Raw genomic sequence first — 23,354 nt, 5'->3', positions numbered from 1 at the left:
CCAGGGCAGGGATGCCTACCCGTCAACTGTGACATTTTAATCATTCATACAAAATGCAAAACCCACGTTTAGCATCCAGATACGCAAAAGCATTGGTGGATATTGCCACGGAAAAGGGGCAACTGGATCCTGTTTATGCCGATATGCTTTGGCTGCAGGCTGTTTGTAAAAGCAATCCGGATTTTGTGAGTCTCTTGCGCAGTCCGATCATCAAAGCGGATAAGAAGCAGAAGATTGTAGATGCTATTACCCGGAATCAGATTGGTGAAATCAGCCAGTCTTTTATCAGACTGCTGATCAACAAGGGTCGGGAAGCCAACCTGCCGGAAGTATTACCTGCTTTCGTAAAGCAGTATAAACAAACGAATAATATCCACACGGTTAATTTGACAACGGCGGTACCTGTAAGCGCGTCCGTCAGGGATCATATTGTGAATCAGGTGAAGCAGTCTGCGGGCGTGGAGAAGATCGAACTGGAGGAGAAAGTTGACCCGGATCTGATCGGTGGATTTGTGCTGGTGATGGGCGATAAAATGGTGGACGCCAGTATTGCCTATGACCTGCGTGAAATAGCTAAGCAGTTCAGAAATAACGATTTTATTTACAATATTCGTTAGGCCCTGTCCTTAGAGGAAGGCAGCCCGATATTCAAGCACCTCAATTTTGGGGTGTTTTTTTGTGAATTAAATTAGCAGTCTTTACAGAACTGACGGTAAAGGGCTTCATACTGGGGAATGATATTATCGATATTGTATTGCTGTGCATGTGAAAAAGCACGCTCCCGGAAAGCCTCATGTGTTGTAGCATCTTTCAGGATTTCCAGGCTTCTGGCACTCATGGTGTCTACATCACCCACCGCTGCGGTATAACCGGTGACTCCGTTGATATTGATTTCCTCCAGACCACCCGCATTACTGGAAACTACCGGCACTTTGGAGGCCATGGCTTCCAGGGCTGCCAGCCCGAAACTTTCATATTCGGAAGGCAGTAAAAACAGATCCGCCACCGCAAAAATATCTTCAATCTGTTCCTGCTTGCCTACGAATACCATTTTATCAAAAATGCCCAGTTTGTGTCCCAGTTCTTCTGCCGGCTGACGCTCAGGACCATCACCTACGAAAAGCAGTTTGGCGGGCAACTCTTTTTCCACCTGGCTGAATATATTGACCACATCGGTGACCCTTTTCACCTGCCGGAAATTAGAGGCATGTAACAGGATGCGCTCGCCGTTGGGCGCCAGAACTTTTTTAAACGCATCCAGGGGCTTGCGGTTAAAGCGATTGACATCGATGAAATTATAAACGACTTCAATTTCTTTCTTAATCGGGAAGCTGGCATAGGTTTCTTCCCTCAGGTTACGGGACACCGCAGTGATGATATCGCTTTCGTTAATCGAAAATGCTACAACGGGCGCATACATTTTGTCCTTACCCACCAGGGTGATATCTGTCCCGTGTAGTGTCGTGATGACCGGAATATTACTCCCTTCTTCCTGCAGGATTTTTTTGGCCATATAGGCGGCCGAAGCGTGCGGAATGGCATAATGCACGTGCAACAGGTCCAGGTTATAGTTTTTAATGACATTGACCATCGTGCTGGCCAGTGCGGTCTCATAGGGTGGAAAATCAAATAAAGGATAAGTGGGAACCTGAACTTCGTGATAATAAATATTAGGAACAAATCCATTCAATCGTACGGGTTGCTGGTACGTGATGAAATGCACCTGGTGCCCTTTCTGGGCCAGGGCTTTACCCAGTTCTGTCGCCAGTACACCGCTGCCGCCGAACGTGGGGTAACAAACTATTCCTATTCGCATCTAATAAAATTAATGGTTTTTGCGTTCTTCAGTGTCGGAAAGGGAGGGTCCTTATTCCTTCGTATTTCATTTCATCCGCCGGACTTTCTATCTTTACCGTATGGCAATTAATAACACCCTTTACTCCAAATTGTTTGTCGGGCTCTTAATGTTTTTGGGAACCAGTGTTTACGGACAGCAGAATGATACCCTCTTCATCCGCAAACTGGCGGATGAAATACTGCAGCATAGTACGGCCTATGCGCACCTCCGGGTACTGACCAAGGAAATCGGCGGCCGGCTGGCCGGTTCCCCGCAGATGTATCAGGCCGAAGACTGGGGCTACCGCCTGCTGGACAGCAACGGCAGTGAGCACACTTTTAAGCAGGAAACCCTGGTGCCGCACTGGGTACGTGGTGGCAAAGATGAGGCGCAGGTGCTGCTGCCCGGAGGAGACAGCCGTCCGCTCCAGGTGATTGCCCTGGGAAATTCACTCGGGTCCGGCCCGGAAGGCGTAAGCGGGCAGCTGGTCCTGGTCCGTAGTTTTGAAGAACTAGAACAAAAAAAGGACCAGCTCAAAGGGAAGATTGTATTTTATAATTATCATTTCAATCCCCGGCTGGTAAGGGTATTTGAGGCTTATGGAGATGCCGTCACCTACCGTACCCGCGGCGCTTCCCGTGCCGCCAAATACGGCGCCGTCGGCGTACTCATCAGAAGCATGAGCGGGAGCACCGACAATGTGCCCCATACCGGCGGCATGTATTATGACGAAAATTACCCCAAAATACCCGCGCTGGCATTGGGTCTGCAAGATGCCGACCGGCTGGCGGAGCAGTTGACCGATGGCAAGACAATCCGGGTCCAGATGAAAAGCTATGGAGCGTTCCTGCCCGAAGTACCTGGACATAATATTATCGGGGAACTCCGTGGAACGGAACATCCGGAACAGTATATTACCGTGGGCGGCCACCTCGACAGCTGGGATAATTGCGAAGGCGCCCATGATGACGGGGCCGGTATCGTGCAAACTGCAGAAATCCTGCGGGCATTCAGGGCCCTGGGCTATCGGCCACGCCATACGATACGGTTTGTCTTTTTTGCCAACGAAGAAAATGGCCTGCGTGGCGGTACCCATTATGCGGAGCAGGCCCAGTCCCGAAATGAACAGCATATATTCGCCCTGGAGTCTGATGCCGGTGGATTCACGCCCAGAGGGTTTGGATGTACCGGTACGGATGCACAACTGGCCAAATTACAATCCTGGGCGCCCCTGCTGCAACCTTATGGTGGTGGTGAAATCAGTTCCGGTGGTGGCGGTGCCGATATAACACCTCTTCATCGTCTGTTGAAGACACCGATGGGCGAATTGCTGCCGGATTCCCAACGTTATTTTGACATGCACCACAGCACCAATGATGTATTCGAAATCGTCAATAAACGGGAGCTGGAACTGGGCGCCGTCAATATGGCTGCTTTAATTTATCTGATCGATCAGCACGGTATCTGAGCCGGTGCGGGTTGCCGCTACCCTGGCTAAATGGCTGAATAACAATACAGGATAATCGGGCAATGTAATGCCTGTTTTTAGTGGGTCGTGGATATAGGGGATTGTATTTTACTTAATTTCGCTCCGGACTGGCATACATTATACGTCATCCCACACGATTGAAGAGCTGAATCAAAAAACTATCGTTATGAACAACCTAATATCCATTCTGGCCAACAGTCAACCCAAGTTGATCAACCTGGCAAGAATTTCAATTTTTATAAAACGTGCCGCAAAACCCAAAAGTCTTTAGCTTTTGGGATGTAAGGCACAAGAAAAATTTAGCCTTGTGAAAGAATATACTGACGGACAGTTTCAGGGCTTGCTTCTCCAATAGAGCAAACGAAGCAACCATCTGACCAGAAAGCATGTTCTTTCCAAAAGTTCTTTGACAATATGTTTTGTGCTTTTGCCAAAGGCAATAATGGTTTCCTGCTTCTGCTTCAACTTGCCAGCAATGGAAGTAACCGAAAGATGTGGAATGTATCGGATAAGAAAATGGATANTATTAAATGTATCTCTGTTAGACAAAACGCCTTTGCGGCAGCTTTTTGAAAACCCTTTATCCCAAGATGTCAAAGAACAAAATTATACTCAGTTGAAAATCAATCTAATTTAACCGGACACTAATGACTCCAGCCGACAAAATGGGTTCAGCATAAAAACCACTCAAAAGCAAGGTCGAAATACTTATATCTTCATATCGGGGTACATGCCCTTGTATTATGTCTGCTGCTCGGATTCGATCTACAGTATTGGTGGTGCGTTCTTGTAATCTGCATAACACACTATCTTATTGATGTTGGCAAACTCTACTATCGAGGAAGGTTCAGGGAGGCCTATTTGTTTATTGTTGATCAGCTCCTGCACTTTCTGGTACTTGCCATAGTAGCCGTAGCGTTTACGACCCCGGAGCTCTCCTATCCTACCCTGCCGGATAATTTCCTGTTAGCCGCCTGTTGCGTGATATTTATAAAACGTGCCGCAAAACCCAAAGTCTTTAGCTTTTGGGATGTAAGGCACAAGAAAAATTTAGCCTTGTGAAAGAATATACTGACGGACAGTTTCAGGACTTGCTTCTCCAATAGAGCAAACAAAGTAACCATCTGACCAGAAAGCATGTTCTTTCCAAAAGTTCTTTGATAATATGTTTTTGTGCTTTTGCCAAATTGCAATAGTGCTTTCCTGCTTTAACTTGCCCGCAATGGAAGTAACCGAAAAATGTGGAATGTATCGAATAAGAAAATGGATGTGGTCAATATCGCTTTCAAATACTTCAATTTGAAAATCGTATTTGGCAATAATTGACCGCATAATAGACTTCATGTCATTGTCCAAATCTCCTACAAGCAGCTTTTTACGGTACTTACAAACGAAAATGAGATGGCATTTTGAATAGATTTTGAATATTTGTGGTAGTATAACGTCTTTAAAGATCTTTTAACAATGTTTTTGTGCATTAATATCTATTTTTGATTATATATATAATATTTATTGTTAGTATATTCAATACATATTACTTAACATTAAGACTATAATTGAAAACAATACATAAGACATACCGTTTTGCATTGTTGCCTGCAAAGCAACAGGAACTGCTTTTGAGTAAGCATTTCGGGTGTGTGCGTTTTGTGTTCAATCATTTTTTGAACGAAAGAATTGAGCAGTATAAGGAGAATAAAAAATCAGATAATTATCTTAAACAGGCCGGTGCTTTGACCCAGTTAAAAAAGAAAGAAGAAACTGAATGGTTAAAGGAAGTTAACAGTCAAACATTACAAACCGCCTTGCGAAATTTAGACACCGCCTTTGTGAACTTTTTTAGAGGTAATGCTAAGTTCCCCCGATTTAAAAGTAAACGCAAAAAGAACAGTTTCACAGTTCCGCAATTTGTTGAAGTGAGTAATGGGAAATTGTTTTTCCCAAAATTTAAAGAGGGCATTAAAATAATTGAACATCGTGAATTAAAGGGTGAAGTGAAACATTGTACTGTATCTAAAACACCAACAGGTAAATACTTTGTATCCATAGTTTGTGAAGTGCAGCATCAACCATTGAAGCCAACAAAAAAACAGGTGGGCATTGACTTAGGAATTAAAGATTTTGCTGTTACTTCCGATGGCATAAGGTTTACAAACAACTGTCATTTAAAGAGATATGAAAATCAGTTAGCAAAAGCACAAAAACACCTTTCAAGAAAGGTAAAAGGCTCAAGTAGCCGAAACAGGCAAAGGCTTAAAGTTGCGGCAATACACGAAAAAGTTGCCAATACCAGACTTGACCTGTTACATAAGGTATCTACACAGATAATCAATGCGTACGATATCATATGTCTGGAAGATTTGAACGTAAAAGGAATGATGACAAATCATAAACTTGCAAAACATATAGCAGATGCAAGTTGGGGATCATTCGTCAGGTTACTTGAATATAAAGCAAGTTGGAACGATAAGCGAATAATTAAAATCAACCGCTTCTATCCATCTTCAAAAACCTGTAACGAATGTGGCTATATCCATCAGAACCTACATCTTTCGGAAAGACAGTGGACTTGTCCGAATGGACATATTTTGGACAGGGACTACAATGCAAGTAAAAATATCCTTGAAGAAGGAATAAGAATCATCGGGGCGGAACTCTCCGATTACACGGGCAGAGCCTTAAATAAGACTTCTGAAAAGGAGCACAGGGCGATGAAGTCCGAAGCCCATTGGTCTTTAGCCAATGGGTAGTTCACCATAAGGAAGCGCCGGAGTATAAAGCCTATAAAAATCCGGAAGGCAAAACGGTTCAGAAGAATATAGACTGGCATAAGGCAAACGGAACCTATATTTTCTCCTACGGACTGGGTATGGTGATTATCCTTATCGGTGTGGTGACCTTGCTTGGCATTTGGTATGCTAAAATCGGTCTGGTCGGAGGACTGTTGACATTCGGTATGTCTTTAGTAACCCTGACTTTTTTGATCACAACACCTGAGGTGTATGTCCCGAATTTGGGCGGGGACTTTCCTACGCCGCGATTCGGCTTCCCTTATTTATCCGGTGCGGGACGCCTGGTAATAAAAGATGTCATCATGATGGCGGCTGGTTTGATCTGTGCTTCGGATGCTGCCCGAAGAATTTTAAAGAAGGGCTAATACTTCGATGACATTCGACAAATGTACCCGGGCATGCCGGTAGTCTCTATGATTATTATGAAATAATCCCGTTAGGACAGATCGGATTCCAATGATTCCTCAGGGGCCAGCAGACCTGTATACAAATAATTATTTTTTACAAAATTGCACCAGCCACAATCCTCTTTTCCGCAGCCTGTATAAAAATCCTTCGACTGTATTTTATTCCAGACAGTGACAATCTGCTGTTTTACTGTTGTCAGGTCTGCAGGGCCAATGACGATACTGCTTTTTTTAAACTCATTTTTTTCATCCGGCTCGATAAAATCAAATGCTGCACTGGTTACTTTCCAGTCCTTGCGATCAAAATGATCGATCAATAATTTATAGAAGACGGCCTGACGCCAGTAATCGCCGCCATCAGGTTGTTTTTGGTCTGGCCCTTTCAGTTTGGGAGAAGCTTTTTTATAGCTGCCTGTTTTATAATCTACCACATTTACTTCCTTCCCATGGAATTCCAATTTATCGACCTTTCCTTTCAGTGGCACACCGTCAATTACACTGTGGACCATGATTTCAGTTTTTACAATCTTATGCCAGCTGCTGACATATTTTCGATAATAATCGGGAATGATAATGCTTCCCTGTTCCATCCGGCGTTCATAGGACTCCCGGGTAAAACATTCGCGGTTCCGTTGCATGGACCAGTTGAAGTCTCCCAGGACCAGATCCACCGGCGGGAATTGCTGCTGCGGATCCTGTTGCATACGGGTAAAGAGCTTTTCCAGTGCAAAATGGACAGCAGAACCAAAAGCCAGCGCTTCATTTTTAGCCGAGGGAATCCGCAGCAGGTTCTGGTAGTAAAACTGTAACGGACAGGCAAGGTAATTGTTTAATGCCGTGACATTCATTTCAAAACGACTGAGCAGACTGTCGACAAAGTCGGCTTCCAGCATGCCAATAACCGGTCTTTCGCCGGAAAATGTCAATTCCTGAAATGCCAGTATGGTTTCGTCGTCCAATTGTTCGTTCTGAATTTCCAGGGTATGCTGCTCCTGTATTTCGGCAATGAACATCGAATTTTCCAGCTGTTTACCAGCGCCATCTGTCTGGGCAAAAGACATCGTTAAATACCGCTCGGCACGGGTCATGGCCACATAGAATAATCGACGCAACTCTTCGGTGTCTTTGGCCTGGGCGCCTGAGGTGAAAACATTGGGTGGCAATTTATAGCCCGGATTGTATTTTCTTTTTTTCTCCCAGACACTCGCATGGGTGCCGGCCATAAAAACATAGTCAAATTCCAGGCCCTTGCTGCCGTGAGCCGTCAACAGGTTAACGCCGGTATCACTACCGTTCACACGGATCAGGGGCAGGACAATATTTTCCTTTTTCATCAGCCGCAGCATTTCCATCAGCCTGGTAAGATCCAGAGTGGGATTGCGTCGGTTCTCTTCCTTGATGAAATCATAGAAACCTGTCAGCTGCTGCATGAGTTCCACTTTCAGGGGACTGTTCATGATATAGGGCAGGATGCCGGCATTACGAATCAGCAGGTCCATTAGTTGCTGAATGGTAGTATTGGGAACTGCAGCGATCAGGTCTTCCAGCATAGCGGCACAGTACCTCATGCTTTCGGGAAGGCCGGGATCAAATAAGTCGGCTGCGGGACCATTGGCTTTTTCCTGGAGGAGCAGCCGCAGGGAGGCGGTTTTGTCTTTATACCGGCGCTGATTCGTTTCTACTGTGAGTTTGGCGATGGTGATGGGTGGATTCTTATAGAAATCAAAATGAAGGATCTCAAAGAGGAGTTCGTCACCGCTATAAGGGATATCCAGTTCGGCATCCAGGTATTCCATCAATTTGAGAATCTTTCTGATAAAGGGTTGATCCAGCAGATTAAGACTGCGTTTACTAAAAAAGGGTATTTTCCGGATCCCGAAATAGTCTGCCAATTCTTCTCCATACCGGTTTTCCCGGTAGATAACAGCAATCTTTCCGGGAGCAATGCCACTGGCCAGAAGGGCTTCTACCTGCAGGGTGATGCCGATCATTTCTTCCTTCATGCTGTTGTAGCGCAGTAGTCGCGGTGGTATTTTCAGCGTATTGATCTCCTTGTTGGCGGACCGAAGGTCTTTGCTCAGCCCGGGGATTTTTCGTATCAGTCGTTCCTCATTTTTGCTGATCAGGGTCCTGGAATAATCCAGTATGGGTTGTATACTGCGGTAATTGTCGGTGAGTACAACCGTCTTCAGGTCGCTGACATATTGTTGGGCAAACTCCAGCATATTCTCCAGATTGGCGCCCTGAAAACGGTAAATACTCTGATCGTCATCACCCACCACAAATACATTGGGCTGGTCCCAGTAACTAATCAGGAGCTGTATTATCTGGTTCTGGGAACCACTGGTATCCTGAAATTCATCTATCAGGATATACTGATATCGTTCCTGGTAATCCGCCAGCAGGTTCGGATGCTGTTCAAATGCACGGATGACCCAGTTGATCATGTCATCAAAGTCATAGCGGTGATGTGCATACATGAGTTGCTGGTAGCGATCAAATTCACCCACGGCCGCCCGAAGTTTTTCCATGCGATCGAGATCCGTGTAATAATCAGGTTTCAGGTCACCTTTCTTTTTGCCCTTAATTGCTTTCTGATAGAGATACTGATCGTCAGTTGCCATGTCCCGGATATGATTTTGAATCATTTCATCCAGATAGGCAGGTGTCCAGCCCTCCCGTTTCATGGTGGAAAACAGTGCTGACAGCCGGACCGATTCATAATAAGCATCGCCACTGTATCTTTTCAATGGATGATGTTTATCAAATCCATCGATCAGCTCTTTAAAAAAGGAAGCCTTTTCCAAATCTGAAATGGGATCCAGGGCCGGCTTCTCAAAAAATGACAGATTGTCCTGTATGACTTCATTACAAAAAGCGTGGAAAGTGTAGATGCCCACTTTATAGGCGTCTGCACCAATAAATTGTTGGAGCCGTTTGCGCATGGCCACAACACCCGCGTCGGTATAGGTCAGGCAGAGTATATTCTGTGGGCCGGCGTCGGTCTCCAGCAGTATTTTACCGATCCGGGCCGCCAGAATCTGGGTCTTGCCCGTCCCGGGTCCCGCAATCACCATTACAGGTCCTTCCAGCTGATTAACTGCTTCCTGCTGTTTGGGATTCAGCTGCTTGTAAATTGCTTCAAAAAATTCCTGTTGTTGTTGTTTTGAAAAAGACATAAGAGCAAGTTAGTATAATTGTGCAATTGGGCAAACACCGCCGGTTCACGCAACGGCCCTATTTTAGATGAAATTTCTGTTTTTGAGCTCCAGGTATTTATTGATGGTATGGACGGTCAGGTCCTGGGGGCGGGTCAGTACGCTCATGATCCCGTTTTGGCGCAGTTCCCTGACCATTTGTTTTTTTTCAAATGCAAATTTTTCTGCAATGGTTTTAATATATACCTGCTCCAGATCACGGGCAGGGTCTTCCAAGAGGCCGCTGATGGCCGTATTTTCAAAAAAGACGACCAAGAGCAGGTGATAATGTGCGATTCTTTTAAGCGCCGGAAGTTCCCTTTGCAGGGCTTCCAGGGATTCAAAATTAGTGAACAGCACGATCAATCCCCGACTGGTCATCCGGTTGCGGATCGTCGCATAAAGCCGCTCATAATCGGCTTCCAGAAATCGTGTATTCTGGTTGTACAGGGTTTCCATCAGACGATTCATTTGACCGGGTCTTTTATCGGCAGTCACGAAATTGCCGACCTTTTCGGCAAAACTGATCAGGCCGGCCTTGTCCTGTCTGAGAAGGGCCACATTGGAAAGTACCAGGGAAGCATTGATGGCATAATCCAGCAGTGTCATTCCTTCGAACGGCATTTTCATTACCCTACCTATATTGATCACGGAATAAACCTGCTGACTTTTCTCATCCGTATAATTGTTGATCATCAGACTGCCCTTGCGGCTGGTGGCCTTCCAGTTGATGATCCGGTAATCATCGCCTCTCACATAGTCCCGGATTTGTTCGAATTCAGAACTATGACCCAGTTTACGCAGTCGTTTGATACCAGCCTCCTGCAGCCGGTTACTGATGGCCATGAGATGGAATTTGCGCATCTGCAGAAAAGACGGATAGACTTTGATTTCCTGCCTGGCTTTAATGATATATCTTCTTTTAACCAGATGCAGGGGGCCGTCGACTATAACATTGATCTGGTCAAAAAAATACAGTCCTCGGCTCAGGGGCCGGATTTGATAGATAATGGTATCTGAGGCTTTGGCTGGTAACCGAAGGCGGCGTTGCCAGTCCCGGACCTGCAGGATGATGGGCAATTCATCAATGACCTGCACCGAAAGGGCATAAGGGTACCGGTTGCTGATAAACAAGCGAATGGTATTCTCATCGCCAATACTCAATTTGTCAGGCAACTGCCGGGAAGCCACAATGCCCTGACGTATCCGATACAATAGCAGCAGATCGATGCCGGTACTGAGCAGTAACAGGAACAGCCCAATCTGCGCCAACTGAAAAAGGACCGGAACAAAATAGCCCGCCATAAATAATGCCGCACAGACGCCACCGGTATAGTAAACTGTTTTATGGAAAAATATAGATTTCATAAATCTGGTTGCCGGTCACCGGCATCGAAACTAACGGGGTATTTCAAGACCATCGATCAGCTGTTTGATAATTTCATTTTCACTGACACCTTCCATTTCTTTTTCGGGTGACAGTATGATCCGGTGGCGCAGCACTGACGGCGCAATCAGGAGGATATCGTCAGGGATTACAAAATCGCGGCCCTGGATGGCGGCCGTTGCTTTGGCCGCATTCATGATGGATAGGGAAGCCCGCGGTGAAGCGCCCAGATAGATCGATTTATGGTTTCGGGTCTGATGCACCAAGTTCGCTACAAAGGCCAGTAACTTTTCTTCGATGAGGATACCTTTCACCTGTTGCTGCAGATCCCGGATGACCTCACCATTCAGTACCCCGGTAATCTGATCGGTAGCAGACTGGTTACCCATTTGGTGGAAAAGACGCAGAATTTCCAACTCTTCCTCCTGACTCGGATAAGGTACCTGAATTTTGAAAAGGAAACGATCCAGCTGTGCTTCCGGCAAGCGATAAGTGCCTTCCTGCTCAACAGGGTTCTGGGTGGCCAGCACTATAAAAGGGCGTTCCATCTGGTAGGTGGTGCCGTCGACTGAAATCTGTCTTTCCTCCATGACTTCCAATAACGCAGCCTGGGTCTTGGCTGGTGCCCGGTTGATCTCATCGACCAGTACAATATTTCCGAATACGGGCCCTTTACGAAATTCAAAGCGGGCGTCTGTCGGATGGAATACCGGTGTACCGATGACGTCTGAGGGCATAAGATCGGGTGTGAACTGGATACGGGTAAAATCTGCCCTTACGGCACGGGCGACCAGTTTGGCGGTCAAAGTCTTGGCCACGCCGGGCACCCCTTCAATCAAAACATGACCATCGGCCAGCAAAGCCGTAATGATCAGCCTTACCATTTCTTCCTGACCTACTATGACCTTTTTAATGGCATCGGAAATATTCTGTACTGCCTCACTGAACCGACTCAGGTCCATTCTGTTTTCAAAAACAGGATCTTGCATTTTTTTGTATTTTATTCGTTGTTATAAAAATCTTCCATTTTCTGTTGCAGCCGTATCAAAGCAGGTTGGGTGACCGGACCAGGCGCTTTGATCAATGCTACAATTTCCGCCACCAGGGGCTGTGTAACACCGGATTTATCGCTGAGCTCCTGCACAAATTTGTCATCCAATACGGCAGTAAATATCTGGTAACGACTGCGCACATGCTCCAGAAAAAAAGTACTCATTTTACGGGCCAGGTCCTGATGATCACCTTTTTCATAATACAGCAATCCCATTGTTTTTACAAATTCCAGCGAGTCATTAACTGGTGGTTCAACCACCGGAATCAGTCTTTGCTTTCTCCTGAATTCGGTGATGGCGAAGAGTATTAAAAAAAATAGTGCGGTAAGGATGCCCGTCCTGAAATAATTATTTTTCATAATGGCGCTGAACCAGCCTGATTTCGGGTTGCGGTGGGGTTTTCCGAAATATTGGTCCCATATAATTACCCGGGTCTGGTCGGAAAACTGCGAGAATATCTTTTCAAAATAGGCTTCGTTCCGATCGGAAAGCAGAAAATAATTACTCAGCGCCAGCGGTGCGGTATGCACCAGCAGGGTGCCGGGTCCTTTTCTGATTGCTATCAGGTTGGGTTTGTCATTGGCAGCATAACCCAGCGTCAATGCGTGATGCGGATCCGTTTTAAGAAAATAGCCTTCCACGCTCTTACCCGGATAACTGAATTGGGAATTCCCGGAATAAAGCCGGCGGTTCAGGCTGACCCGCATACTGTCTTCGGCAGCTGCCGGTAAAGGATAGAAAACACTGCTATTACTGGATACTACCGTTTTCAGATAGTCTTCAGCGGTTTTATTAAAATGAAAACTGCTGATAAAGATCGTGTTGCCCCGGTCCAGCAGGTAAAACAGCTCTTCCATTTCATATGCCATTGGATTGAAATCGGGCGTCAAAATGATATAGAGCATATTGCTGTCCGGCCGGTTCAATACCTCGCTGCTGCCCGGCGGCAGGTTATTGGTGCGCACCCGCGCTTCGGGAAAGAAACTTGTAAGGTATTCGTGAAATACAAATGCACCATAAGGATTTTTATCATAGCGGCTGAGGCTGATAAAAATGCTGACCTGCCTGGAGTTCCGGCAGCTGCCCACCAACAGCAACAGGCCGGTGCATATCAGGATAGTGATAATATGGGGGATGGTTTTTCTCAAGTTTTCAATGGAATAAATTTTTCATTCGGGTAAAGGCAGATTCTATCTGATGGTATTGGTGCGCATCAATATCAAAAAGTCCATACCAGGCGTATTCGTAATTTCTGGTAACCGTAAAAAAAGCGTCATAGTAGGAGCCGGACCGCAATTGCTGGAGGTAGTCGAAATTGGTCTTTTCAGGTTGGTATTGAATAATATTTCGGTGCGTCATTTCCTTTAACAATTCCAGGTATTTCAGTCTTACGGCCTGCCGGTAGTTGCCCGATTTTAAAGCCTCCTGTACTGCCGACGAATAGTCAATTGAAAAAAGATCCTCCGGGGCCTGATCGCCATCTTCGGAACCCAGACGGCTGGATTTCTTCCGAAAAATTACCAGCCCGTTGACTTTAAGGTACCATAAAAGCAGGCCAATAAACAGGATAAAAATCAAATAGAGCCAAAACCGATGGATGCGAAAACCTTCCGACCGGGTCGCTTTGGGTACACCTTCTTTAACATAGAAAAATCGGGGATCTTCCTTAAGCGCCTTCACTTTTTTGGCAGGCAGCGCACGGTGTGTCATTTCCGCCGGCGGGTTGGTACGCAGGCTATCGAAAACGAATTCATACACGGTTTCCTGGGTGGTTGCCTCATCCTGGTAAGTGATTGCGTCTTCGTAGACGGTCGGTTCCTGCGGTATCAGCCGCTCAGATTCAGGGTTATCGGATTGCCCGAAGCTACTCTGTAGCAACAGGATGCCGGTCATCAATTGCAGACCCCTGACTATATGTAAGATCGGGTTCTTCATTGATCCCGGACCGCATTAAGTGCTTTTTTCTTAATGCGTTGCGCCATACGAATTGGATAGATAATAAAATACCAGACTACAAAAACAGCGGATATTGTAGTGATCAGCGTCGTAAACCAGAGTGCATCATTATAAAGCCGGGTGATCAGTCCTTCAAAAAAGGCCGCCAATACAAAGACCGGTACGATTCCCACCATCATTTTAATTCCATCGCGGGCCCCCTGTCTCAAAGCGTCGATACGTTTGCGGGTCCCGGGGAATAAAAAACTTTTGCCCAGCACTAATCCTGCTGCGGCTGCCACAATGATGGCCGTGATTTCCAGCATGCCATGCACAAATACCACCAGCCAAAACTGCAGGCCGTAACCATAGGCGGAAAAGAGTTCATCAAATATGCCCAGCATGACCCCTGTTTCCCCCAATTTGTACATCGTAGGGATGCCACAAAACAGTCCGGAAACAAAAAATAAAAAAGCAACTTTAATATTATTAATCATGATACCCAGCCAGCTCAGCACCGGATTGCCCGTTTCATATATGCCGAAGGGATTATCCGTTTGAATATTATCAATAGTCTTATCTACATAGGCATCGCCGAAAAAATCGCGGGCCACTTGCGGATCCTGCTTCGAAATAAAATACCCCAACAGAAAAAAGAGCGTAAACAGGACAAAGGAAAACAAAAGTACCCGATGGTGCCGGTAGATGGTCAACGGTAACTCTTTCTTCCAAAACTGCCAGAGACGGTTACTGGCTTCTTTGCGGTTCTTATAAATGTCCAGATACATTTTAGCCGCTTCCTTATTCAGGAACTGTTCCGTTTTACTATGGGCATAAAAAGTTTTTGCATAAGCCAGATCATCCACCGTTTGGGTAAAGGCTTTAGCCATTTCATCCGGTGTCTGAGGTGGCTCGGTCTGGTATTTGAGCCAACGATCTTTATTTTTCTTTATAAACAGTGCTTCTCTCAATCCGCTAATCGTTTGCGTCTAAAATACAACATTTTAAGCGGGACCAATATTATTTAACCTTAATCGTCCCTGTCCGGCATACAATTTTTTCTAAAAACCTAACTTTACCAAAAGACATTACAAATGCCTGCGGTTAGTATTCCCACAAGTTTTAATATCAGCCTGGATTTCGAAGTGCCCGGATTCGGAAGAAGACTGGTGGCCCTGGCTATTGATATGACGGTTCAGTTTATTTATTTCCTGCTGGCTTCCAGAATTTTGAATTCTTTGAAAGGATTGCGATTTGATGCAGATTCGGGGTTCAACGACTGGGCCTGGGGCCTGATCATTTTGGTACCGGTGTTTCTTTATCATATTGTGTTGGAAGTCGCGACCAATGGCCAGAGTACCGGCAAAAAGATCATGGGAATCCGGGTCGTCAGTACCAACGGCGGTCGCCCTTCACTGAGTCAGTTGCTGATTCGCTGGCTGTTGCGGGTATCGGATCTCTGGGTCTTTTTATTATTGCTAATTATCATTTATGTGATGGCAGGCGTTGAGGTAAATGATGCATTGCTGCTGATCTTTTTTGGTATGGGATTCCTGCTAACGGATATTATATTGGTGGCAGCAACGTCAAAAGCACAACGTATCGGCGATATGCTGGCACAAACCATTCTGATCCGGACCGGGAAAGTCGAGAACCTGAGCAGTACAATTTTCAGGGAGGTAGAAGCCGATTACCGGCCCATGTTTCCCCAGGTAATGCGTATTAGTGATAAAGACCTGAATGTTATCAAAAGCTTGCTGGATGGACGCGGTTCCAATAATCGGGCAACGCGTGCCATGGCGGCCGCAAAAGTCAGACAATACCTGAAGATTGAAACGCCGCTCTCAGATGAAGCCTTTCTGGATCAACTGCTGAAAGACTATAATTATCTGTCCTCCCGCTAACCATCGAATAAGCATCAGCACTTATTAAGCACCGGCGCCCGAAAACAGGATCCCGCTGATCAGGGACAGGATCATAAATGCAATAAAAATAATCAGTAGTACAGCCCATAACTTAAAATAACCTTCCAGCCGCTGCAAAGCGCCGGTCAGCAACCCCGGGTGTTGCTGACGCTCCGCAGCCCGGGCCTTTCTGGAGAAGCCAAAAAGATAATAAAAGGCAATCAGGCTGACAATCAGTGAGCCTCCGATCATTATAAGATTTCCAAAGGCGTTCATTTCGGTTTCCGAAGCGGTGAACCCCTCTTTGGGAATTTCTGGTAATTGCTGTCCGGATTTCAGAAAAAAAGCTACCACACCGCAAAGCGTCCCGGCCAGGGAAATGCAGGCGGCAATGCCCGCTGTTTTTGCGGTGGCCCCAATGCGCTGCCGCAGCAGTGATGCACCGGTTTCCTCGGGCCGGTCTTCGGGTAGGGGGTTTAGTTCCATAAGGTAGAAATATTGGCAATCAACTGCAGTATGCTGATAACCGCCGTAAGGGTAAAGAATTTTTTCAGATAATTAAAGCCTTCTGCCTGCAGGGTCTTGTTTTTTTCCCGGATGCCCTGAATCAGCAGGGTCGCACTGCGGTGGAGATAAAATAATAATAGCGCAGTAATAAAAAAAATGATAAAAAAAGTAATAACCAGAATACTGTAAATCCCACTGATCTGCACTGGCAGAATGCCCGCTGTCTGCTGTAATATCGCTGCGCCCTGAAAAAGCATCGTAAAAACGACGATACCACCCAGGGCGAATCCGATGCTGGCAATGAGTTTAACCCATCTGCTTATCTGTATGATTGTGAGATCTTGGGGATCGGGGGGATGAAAGATCCGGGACTCCTTCTGCTCTTGTTCCTGCTGCATATGAAACTGCAAATATACTGCTATTCCCTTCGAATCCGGAAAGCAACTGCCATTTCATTTCCTGGCCGATTGCAAAAAAAGTTACCGGGGCAGGCGCCGCAGGATCTGGTCCAGCGCCCCATCAGGGTCACCGGCATCCAACCAGTCGAATCCCTCCTGTTTCTTAAACCAGGTCAGCTGTCTTTTGGCATAGTGGCGGGTATTTTGCTGAATCGCTGCGATCGCCTCTTCGCGGCTGCAACCACCGTCAAAATAGGTAAAGAATTCCTGGTAGCCCACAGTTTGAAGGGGATGGAGGTTTCGGAGTGGCTCCAGACGCCGTACTTCAGCTTCGAGGCCGGCGTCCACCATTTGTACCACCCGAAGGTTGATCCTTTCATAGAGTTGGAGTCGGGGCAGTTCCAGTGCGATCCGAAGGATTCGGAATGGTCGGGTGGCTTTACCGGTATTCCTGTAGCTGATGATCGAAGTGCCAGTCGCACGGACCACTTCCAGGGCCCGCATCATCCTTCGGGGATTCTGCATTTCACCCGCTGTGGCAAACAGCGGATCGCTGTTTTGGATGGCTTCCCGCAACCAGGCAATGCCTTCTTGCTCATATTGTTGCGTAATTTCCTGCCGGATGGATGGGGGAATCTCCGGTATAGGATCCAGGCCCTCAGTGAGTGCTTTTATATAGAGACCAGTACCTCCGGTCAGCAGGACGATGGAATGCTTCGAAAAAAGTTCCTCCAGCAGCGCCAGGCCAAATTGTTCGTAGTAGGCGGCATGGACCGGCTCGGTGACAGTATGGGAGGCAATGAAATAGTGCGGAACCAATGCGAGTTCTTCAGGTTCCGGACGAGCGACACCAATATTGAGTTCCCGGTAGCATTGCCGGCTGTCAGCAGACAGAATCACCGTCTGTAGCCGCCGGGCCAGTTCTACCGCCAGATGGGTCTTGCCCACAGCCGTGGGGCCTGTAATAACAAGGAGAATGGGCTGCATCAAAATTCGTCTAAGTGGCGATATCGGGCCTTGACAAGACTGGATTACTCCTCGTCGTTTTGGAAATCTTCAGAAGTTTCTTCGACATTCAGATCCTCGCCTTCCGCATTTTTCTCGTTAAAGCCTTCTGCTCCTCGGGTTAAATCGTATTTTTCCTCGATATCGGCAAATTTATCGCCCAAAAGGCCTTTGGTGCCGTATTGCTTCGGTCCGATGCCTTCGCTTCGAACGACTGCCGGATAAGAAGTCTTTGCATCTGCCTCTTTGGTGATATTGATTAATTCCAGCAAAAAATTCCAATGTTTATGGAAATCGTAAGTATAGGTAAATCGCTGATTGGTATTTTTTATTTCAGAGCCTATCGTGGTTTCCTGCATCAGTAGCGGTGCTACTTTATAGGCCTTATCATATTTTTCCAGGGTAATTTCACGACCCTGCTGCCAGCTATCATTGCTGCGGTAAAAAGTCGCCTGGTGCCGGTTATCAAATTCGTAGGCTTTTAATATGATTTCATGCAGTTGAAAGAAATTTTGCGTGTGTTTGATAACCACATCACGGTAAATACTATCATCTTCTTCGAAATAAATCCTGAATTTAAAAATTGCCATATCCCGAAGGTACAAAGAATCTGCGTAGTGCCGAAAAATGCAGACCCTGAATCCGGTGCACATAAAAGGGATACCGAAGCTTTCCGTCAGCAAGCTGAAGCGGCCAGCGGATCGGGCTGTTTTCTAACCCAATGCCTGATCCTTGTCTCTAAATCGCTCCGGAAGTAAGGATTTCGTTACAGGCGTTACTGTATTCTGGTACTGAACTTTCTTGCCGACAGCCCATTAAAAATCCCCGCGTTGAAACGTGGGGATTAAACCAAAACTAACTGCTTATGAGAAAAACTTGCTTGTAGTACTTCTAGAACTTTGACGCCAAACAGATACCGGACCTGCGCCGCAGCCCGGGTATTAGCAATTTATTAACATTGCCAGGGATGGCTATTTGCTGAAATTGCAGGAGGTTATGCTGCAAGAAGTTGAAAATTAATTGTTTACATCTGAGCCCGTCACGCCGGGGTAAATCAGCCGGTCATTTGGATCGGAAACGGGTAGGTATTCGTCTTCCAGCGGAGGCAGTTTTTTAATAAAACTGTTATTTAGCGAGACCACCGAAGATGCGGAATAAAGTCCGATACAATTATTACTGTAGGTGTAATCGATCAGGGTCAGTTTTACCAGCCCGTCAATAGCCAGTTCGATATAATTGCCGTGACGGATCAATTTAAAATGATAGCTGAGTATTGACTGGTTGATGGTAAATATATTATCCTGCAATGCCGTATACTTAAAATTGGAACGGACATCGGCTTCGTTAAAGCCCCAGGCCCTGATTTCTACTTTGCCATTTACCACATCAAAGGAATAATAATAGCCAGAACCATCCGAATCCATATCAGTAACCAGCCCCAGTTTACCATTACCCTCCACCGAAAGAACGCCTTCCCAAATGAAATCATCTGCAGGCGTGTCAAAAACAAATAGTTCGTAACCGCTCCGTGAACCCAGGATCATCCGGTTGTCCTCCTTGGAAAAGGTAGCGGTGGGATTATTGAACAGCCTGCGTACTTCCGGAAAATCATTCTGATTCAGGGTATGGGACGCTTCCTGTTCCCAGTAGTCCAGGCTTTTGAGTAATAGCCTGCCCTGATTATCGGTATCAAGCTGTTTGGGGGGTAAGAGGACCCGGTGTGAATTAATCAAACCGGAGGTATAAAAGAAAGAGTATATCAACAGGGAACCGTCCTTGTCTTCCAGTACCCGGGCGGCATAATTGCCCTGGGGTAAGAGTACATTGTCATGAAAAGCATGATATTCTCCCAGAAATTCACCTGCAAACCAATAGCGTACCTTAACATCTTCACGGATAGAGGCGATGGTATAAAAGAGATCGTTCAACTTAAAAATGCAGGGGCATTCCAAATCGTCATACACCATAGGGTAATGCAGGGGCGGGAGGTATTGGGTTGCCTGTTTTCCGAGTTCCAGCAGGCCGATGCAACCCCGGCGATAGACCGGGCCGCTGGCTGCGCGGGCACAGACCAGAAAAAAAGTCCGTCCCTGGTAATCATAGCGAAAAGGATCTCTGAAACTCAGCCATTGCCGGGGCATATTTTCCAGACTTTCGTAATAAGGGCCACTGGAAGCAATGGGAAAAATGCCTGTATTTTCCTTTTCCCAGTCATAGAGATCGGTTGAAAATGCGCGGCCAATCATCGAATTGGTGCCCCGCTCTTTACGCTGCAGTCCCGTGTAATACATTTCAAAGCCCAGTTCAGTCTTGCAGACATGCATGGTCCAGAGCATGTCATCATCCCATTGTCCCGGGTCACCCACAAACAAAGCGTTTTTTACCCGGTGCCAGGAAATACAGTCACTGGAAATTGCATGGGCGATATAGTCATGGTTAGGAATGATAAGATGAAACAGGTGATAGACGCCATTGTGCAGGATAATCGTCACATCGCCGATTTCCCAATCACTGAATCCCGAGCCGGAATAGGATCTTATCTGGATCTCACGCATTTAATTAAAAATACCTATATTTCAATAACTACAAAAATTTACCGTTAATTAATAGTGTAAGGGAATGTGAAATGTATTCCCTGTTTTGAAAAACGGATGAGATTGATGCGGTAGGTTTAAATTTTACGCCCTCCGGATTGAAGAATAGTGGCCTTCGCCCTGCAGTTCTGATCCGGACCAAAATTGAATGAAGAATTTATAATGAAAAAATATTATATACAATTGTTCAGTCCTCATGGACTGATCCGGTTTACGAATGCAGAAATAGGAAGAGATAAGGATACGGGCGGACAGGTGAAGTATGTACTGGAATTGCTGGAAGCACTTTCCGAGCACCCACAGGTACGCAAAGTAGATTTATTTACCCGCAGAATTACCGACAAAAGGGTATCAGATGCTTACAGTCAGAAGGAAGAACGCATCAACGAAAGAGCCCGGATCGTCCGTATCGACTGTGGCGGCCAGACCTATAAGGAAAAGGAGCAGCTTTGGGCCCATCTTGACGAATTTATCAATAATACCATCCGTTTTATAGAAGTTGAGGATGATTATCCCGATCTGGTGCATGGCCATTATGCCGATGGTAACTATATCGCCAGCGAACTCAGTAAAATATTCGCCTTGCCCTTTATTGCTACAGCCCATTCCCTGGGACGCAATAAAAAGCAGATTTTACAATCCCAAGGCTGGGAAGAAAAGAAAATTAATGAAAGGTTTAATATTGAACGCAGAATCCAGGTAGAAGAAGCCATGTTGGATTATGCCGACCGGATCATCGTAAGTACCCAGCATGAGATAGACACACAATACAAAACTTATCGTCAGCGGGACAAAGCCAAGTTTCGGGTCATTCCACCCGGCATTAATACCGACGTGTTTTACCCTTATTACCGATTGGAAATGCCGTCATTTTCGATGACCATCGAGCAGGAACAGGCCCTGCACCGGGTGAATTCCGAAATAGAAAGGTTTCTGTTTAACGGCGATAAACCACTCATTCTATCCATTGGACGGGCCGACAAAAGAAAGAATTTTGAAGCGATTATTACCAGTTACGGTCAGGACAAGGAATTGCAGGCCATGGCCAATCTGGCCATTTTTGCGGGGGTCAGAAAAGACATCAGTCAGATGCCCGAGGACGAAAAGGAAATCCTGACCAACCTGCTGTTGTTGATGGATAAATACGATCTCTATGGTAAAATGGCCCTGCCAAAGAAAAACGATCCAGGTCTGGAAGTTCCCGAGATCTACCGGGTCGCTGCACGTCGGAAAGGCGTATTTGTAAATGCCACACCGGGGGAGAATTTCGGACTCACGGTAGTTGAAGCGGCTGCCTGCGGGCTGCCAATCGTTGCTTCTCCGACAGGTGGGCCCAAGGAAATACTGGGGAATGCAGGAAATGGCATCCTTACCGATGTGGAAGACACCCGGGCGATTGCCACCGCCCTGAAAAAAATTATTGCAGACAGCAGTCTCTGGGAGAAATATTCGGCGAATGGTATTAAGGCCGGGGCAGAGGATTATTCCTGGCAAAGTCATAGCGATAAATACCTGGCCGTCATCAACGACATATTCAAGCACGCTTCCGAAAAATTTCATACCGATTCTTCATTTGGGAAGAAACTGGTCGATGCTCGACTTTTTCTGATCTCCGATCTGGACGGCACCCTGGTAGAAGGAGAAGACACCCGCGGCCTGGAACCACTGATGGAGTGGCTGGGCGGGCATCCACAGGTCGTATTTGGAATTTCCAGCGGCAGGAACCGGACATTGCTTACTGAAGCTTTGAAAAAGTATCCGATGGTCAACCCCGATATATTGATCTGTTCAGCAGGTACGGAACTGTATTATACCCGGGACTTTATCGCTGATACCGGCTGGGAAAAACATATTAATCATCAATGGAAAAGACAATCTATCGAGACCGCACTGACGCCCATAAATAAAATCAGGCTGCAGGATGCGGATGCCCAATGGCCTTATAAAATCAGCTACTATGTCAACGAGAATTTTACGGGTGACGACCTGGCTGATATCAATAAAATTCTGGACGACAGGAAACTTCATGCCAAGATCCTGCTGACCGATAATCGCTTCCTGGATATCATTCCGAGACGTGCCGGAAAAGGCAATGTTGTTCGTTACCTGAGTTACAAATGGAAGCTGCCGGTAGAGCAGTTTATTACCGCTGGGAACGGCGGCAACGATATGGATATGTTGCAGGGAAAAGCAAAAGGCGTTGTGGTGGCAAACTACAGCCCGGAACTGGAAATACTCAAAGGGAAGCGCAGTGTTTATTTTGCCGGTAAACCACTTGCTGAAGGTATTCTGGAAGGCATTGAGCATTACCTGAAGAAATCTGTAAACCCAGTATAAAAAACCGTATAATATGAGAACCTATTTCTTTATGTTCCTGGTCCTGGCTGCGCTCGGCGCCTGCGTATCGGATAATCAGAACAACCCCTTGAAGGAGAATCAGGATACCACCGCGACGCTGATAACACCTGTTACCGAAGCCGTTCAGAATTGTTACCTGTTTATAGCTGCCCGGGATACTTATGCCCTGCAACTGGTGATTACCGGGGACAGCGTCGAAGGAAAGGCCGTATACCGTAATTATGAAAAAGACAGCAGTCACGGAGATCTGGAAGGCACGCTGTTAAACGATATATTTCGACTCTGGTATAGTTTTGAATCGGAAGGAATGCATAGTGTACGGGAACTGTACTTTAAACGTTCAGGTGAGGACCTGGTGGCCGGTATTGCTGAGGAACAGCTGCGGCAGGATACGGCCTATGTGCCCCGTCCTGAACTGATAACTTATACGGGTGCGGTCTATCATCCCGGGCCCTGTTCCTCGGTACCCGTATTGCGATAGGACCGCGCCTG

Annotated in this window: 21 protein-coding genes and 1 pseudogene; 8 read left to right on the top strand and 14 right to left on the bottom strand. The window is 46.3% G+C overall.

Annotated elements, in window-relative coordinates:
- Positions 1-53: 53 nt before the first annotated feature.
- The gene (gene atpH, locus ACYVI9_RS00850) at positions 54-617 is read left to right on the top strand and encodes an ATP synthase F1 subunit delta (protein WP_460759361.1); all 564 of its coding nucleotides are present in this window, start codon (positions 54-56) and stop codon (positions 615-617) included.
- A gap of 71 nt (positions 618-688) precedes the next feature.
- Here atpH and bshA read toward each other — a convergent pair whose 3' ends face one another.
- Positions 689-1,816 carry an N-acetyl-alpha-D-glucosaminyl L-malate synthase BshA gene (gene bshA, locus ACYVI9_RS00845; RefSeq protein ID WP_460759358.1) on the bottom strand — a complete coding sequence of 376 codons (1,128 nt, stop codon included), beginning with the start codon at positions 1,814-1,816 and terminating at the stop codon, positions 689-691.
- A 100-nt stretch (positions 1,817-1,916) separates the two neighbouring features.
- Between bshA and ACYVI9_RS00840 the strand changes: the two genes are divergently transcribed.
- Positions 1,917-3,305, top strand: a complete 1,389-nt coding sequence (locus ACYVI9_RS00840; protein WP_460759356.1) for a M20/M25/M40 family metallo-hydrolase — start codon at positions 1,917-1,919, stop codon at positions 3,303-3,305.
- A 320-nt stretch (positions 3,306-3,625) separates the two neighbouring features.
- On the opposite strand, the gene ACYVI9_RS00835 is transcribed toward ACYVI9_RS00840, so the two are convergent.
- The gene (locus ACYVI9_RS00835) at positions 3,626-3,760 is read right to left on the bottom strand and encodes a transposase (protein WP_460759353.1); all 135 of its coding nucleotides are present in this window, start codon (positions 3,758-3,760) and stop codon (positions 3,626-3,628) included.
- 229 nt (positions 3,761-3,989) lie between these two features.
- Between ACYVI9_RS00835 and ACYVI9_RS00830 the strand changes: the two are divergent.
- A pseudogene (locus ACYVI9_RS00830) lies at positions 3,990-4,388 on the top strand (DUF3307 domain-containing protein); the annotation flags it as partial.
- On the opposite strand, the gene tnpA reads toward ACYVI9_RS00830, so the two are convergent.
- Entirely contained in the window at positions 4,377-4,745 is a 369-nt protein-coding gene (tnpA, locus tag ACYVI9_RS00825) for an IS200/IS605 family transposase (protein WP_460760315.1), read from the bottom strand. The pseudogene ACYVI9_RS00830 and the gene tnpA sit on opposite strands and share 12 nt — an antisense overlap.
- Positions 4,746-4,882: 137 nt before the next feature.
- Here tnpA and tnpB point away from each other — a divergent pair, with 137 nt between their 5' ends.
- Positions 4,883-6,076, top strand: coding sequence for an IS200/IS605 family element RNA-guided endonuclease TnpB (tnpB, locus tag ACYVI9_RS00820; protein WP_460759351.1), 1,194 nt, complete (start codon positions 4,883-4,885; stop codon positions 6,074-6,076).
- Positions 6,055-6,483, top strand: a complete 429-nt coding sequence (locus tag ACYVI9_RS00815; RefSeq protein ID WP_460759348.1) for a YkgB family protein — start codon at positions 6,055-6,057, stop codon at positions 6,481-6,483. Before tnpB ends, ACYVI9_RS00815 begins: the two co-directional genes overlap by 22 nt.
- A 71-nt stretch (positions 6,484-6,554) precedes the next feature.
- On the opposite strand, the gene ACYVI9_RS00810 is transcribed toward ACYVI9_RS00815, so the two are convergent.
- The 6 genes from ACYVI9_RS00810 to ACYVI9_RS00785 all read right to left on the bottom strand — a co-directional run bounded on the left by ACYVI9_RS00810 (position 6,555) and on the right by ACYVI9_RS00785 (position 15,067).
- The gene (locus ACYVI9_RS00810) at positions 6,555-9,704 is read right to left on the bottom strand and encodes an ATP-dependent helicase (RefSeq protein ID WP_460759345.1); all 3,150 of its coding nucleotides are present in this window, start codon (positions 9,702-9,704) and stop codon (positions 6,555-6,557) included.
- Between the two features lie 63 nt (positions 9,705-9,767).
- Positions 9,768-11,090 carry a DUF58 domain-containing protein gene (locus ACYVI9_RS00805; RefSeq protein WP_460759343.1) on the bottom strand — a complete coding sequence of 441 codons (1,323 nt, stop codon included), beginning with the start codon at positions 11,088-11,090 and terminating at the stop codon, positions 9,768-9,770.
- A 30-nt stretch (positions 11,091-11,120) separates the two neighbouring features.
- Positions 11,121-12,098, bottom strand: a complete 978-nt coding sequence (locus tag ACYVI9_RS00800) for an AAA family ATPase (protein ID WP_460759340.1) — start codon at positions 12,096-12,098, stop codon at positions 11,121-11,123.
- Positions 12,099-12,109: 11 nt separating this feature from the next.
- Positions 12,110-13,309, bottom strand: a complete 1,200-nt coding sequence (locus ACYVI9_RS00795) for a DUF4350 domain-containing protein (protein ID WP_460759337.1) — start codon at positions 13,307-13,309, stop codon at positions 12,110-12,112.
- Between the two features lie 4 nt (positions 13,310-13,313).
- Complete coding sequence (locus tag ACYVI9_RS00790; protein ID WP_460759335.1) at positions 13,314-14,096, bottom strand: DUF4129 domain-containing protein; 783 nt, start codon at positions 14,094-14,096, stop codon at positions 13,314-13,316.
- On the bottom strand, positions 14,093-15,067 hold the full coding sequence (locus ACYVI9_RS00785) for a stage II sporulation protein M (RefSeq protein WP_460759332.1): 975 nt from the start codon (positions 15,065-15,067) through the stop codon (positions 14,093-14,095). Before ACYVI9_RS00785 ends, ACYVI9_RS00790 begins: the two co-directional genes overlap by 4 nt.
- Positions 15,068-15,190: 123 nt before the next feature.
- Here ACYVI9_RS00785 and ACYVI9_RS00780 point away from each other — a divergent pair, with 123 nt between their 5' ends.
- The gene (locus tag ACYVI9_RS00780; protein WP_460759330.1) at positions 15,191-16,000 is read left to right on the top strand and encodes an RDD family protein; all 810 of its coding nucleotides are present in this window, start codon (positions 15,191-15,193) and stop codon (positions 15,998-16,000) included.
- Between the two features lie 24 nt (positions 16,001-16,024).
- Here the strand turns inward: ACYVI9_RS00780 and ACYVI9_RS00775 are convergent, their stop codons facing one another.
- From ACYVI9_RS00775 to ACYVI9_RS00755, 5 genes are all read right to left on the bottom strand, one after another.
- Positions 16,025-16,486 (bottom strand): hypothetical protein, encoded by a 462-nt coding sequence (locus ACYVI9_RS00775; protein WP_460759327.1) that lies wholly within the window; start codon positions 16,484-16,486, stop codon positions 16,025-16,027.
- Complete coding sequence (locus ACYVI9_RS00770; RefSeq protein WP_460759325.1) at positions 16,477-16,905, bottom strand: hypothetical protein; 429 nt, start codon at positions 16,903-16,905, stop codon at positions 16,477-16,479. The genes ACYVI9_RS00775 and ACYVI9_RS00770 overlap by 10 nt, the downstream gene beginning before the upstream one ends.
- Positions 16,906-16,986: 81 nt before the next feature.
- Complete coding sequence (miaA, locus tag ACYVI9_RS00765) at positions 16,987-17,892, bottom strand: tRNA (adenosine(37)-N6)-dimethylallyltransferase MiaA (protein WP_460759322.1); 906 nt, start codon at positions 17,890-17,892, stop codon at positions 16,987-16,989.
- Positions 17,893-17,936: 44 nt separating this feature from the next.
- Positions 17,937-18,500, bottom strand: coding sequence for an IS1096 element passenger TnpR family protein (locus tag ACYVI9_RS00760; RefSeq protein WP_460759320.1), 564 nt, complete (start codon positions 18,498-18,500; stop codon positions 17,937-17,939).
- 426 nt (positions 18,501-18,926) lie between these two features.
- Positions 18,927-20,465: a glycoside hydrolase family protein gene (locus tag ACYVI9_RS00755; protein WP_460759317.1), complete on the bottom strand. Its 1,539-nt coding sequence runs from the start codon at positions 20,463-20,465 to the stop codon at positions 18,927-18,929.
- Between the two features lie 201 nt (positions 20,466-20,666).
- Between ACYVI9_RS00755 and ACYVI9_RS00750 the strand changes: the two genes are divergently transcribed.
- Positions 20,667-22,841 (top strand): HAD family hydrolase, encoded by a 2,175-nt coding sequence (locus ACYVI9_RS00750; RefSeq protein ID WP_460759315.1) that lies wholly within the window; start codon positions 20,667-20,669, stop codon positions 22,839-22,841.
- A gap of 13 nt (positions 22,842-22,854) precedes the next feature.
- Positions 22,855-23,343, top strand: coding sequence for a hypothetical protein (locus tag ACYVI9_RS00745; RefSeq protein ID WP_460759312.1), 489 nt, complete (start codon positions 22,855-22,857; stop codon positions 23,341-23,343).
- The last annotated feature ends 11 nt before the right edge of the window (positions 23,344-23,354 follow it).

The sequence above is a fragment of the Niabella terrae genome (assembly GCF_054783135.1).
This window is presented reverse-complemented; position numbering and strand designations above follow the sequence as displayed.

Coding starts and splice junctions, on each gene's coding strand:
- atpH (WP_460759361.1), top strand. CDS start 54: ATGCAAAACCCACGTTTAGCATCCAGATACGCAAAAGCATTGGTGGAT.
- bshA (WP_460759358.1), bottom strand. CDS start 1,816: ATGCGAATAGGAATAGTTTGTTACCCCACGTTCGGCGGCAGCGGTGTA.
- ACYVI9_RS00840 (WP_460759356.1), top strand. CDS start 1,917: ATGGCAATTAATAACACCCTTTACTCCAAATTGTTTGTCGGGCTCTTA.
- ACYVI9_RS00810 (WP_460759345.1), bottom strand. CDS start 9,704: ATGTCTTTTTCAAAACAACAACAACAGGAATTTTTTGAAGCAATTTAC.
- ACYVI9_RS00805 (WP_460759343.1), bottom strand. CDS start 11,090: ATGAAATCTATATTTTTCCATAAAACAGTTTACTATACCGGTGGCGTC.
- ACYVI9_RS00800 (WP_460759340.1), bottom strand. CDS start 12,098: ATGCAAGATCCTGTTTTTGAAAACAGAATGGACCTGAGTCGGTTCAGT.
- ACYVI9_RS00790 (WP_460759335.1), bottom strand. CDS start 14,096: ATGAAGAACCCGATCTTACATATAGTCAGGGGTCTGCAATTGATGACC.
- ACYVI9_RS00780 (WP_460759330.1), top strand. CDS start 15,191: ATGCCTGCGGTTAGTATTCCCACAAGTTTTAATATCAGCCTGGATTTC.
- ACYVI9_RS00775 (WP_460759327.1), bottom strand. CDS start 16,486: ATGGAACTAAACCCCCTACCCGAAGACCGGCCCGAGGAAACCGGTGCA.
- ACYVI9_RS00770 (WP_460759325.1), bottom strand. CDS start 16,905: ATGCAGCAGGAACAAGAGCAGAAGGAGTCCCGGATCTTTCATCCCCCC.
- miaA (WP_460759322.1), bottom strand. CDS start 17,892: ATGCAGCCCATTCTCCTTGTTATTACAGGCCCCACGGCTGTGGGCAAG.
- ACYVI9_RS00760 (WP_460759320.1), bottom strand. CDS start 18,500: ATGGCAATTTTTAAATTCAGGATTTATTTCGAAGAAGATGATAGTATT.
- ACYVI9_RS00755 (WP_460759317.1), bottom strand. CDS start 20,465: ATGCGTGAGATCCAGATAAGATCCTATTCCGGCTCGGGATTCAGTGAT.
- ACYVI9_RS00750 (WP_460759315.1), top strand. CDS start 20,667: ATGAAAAAATATTATATACAATTGTTCAGTCCTCATGGACTGATCCGG.
- ACYVI9_RS00745 (WP_460759312.1), top strand. CDS start 22,855: ATGAGAACCTATTTCTTTATGTTCCTGGTCCTGGCTGCGCTCGGCGCC.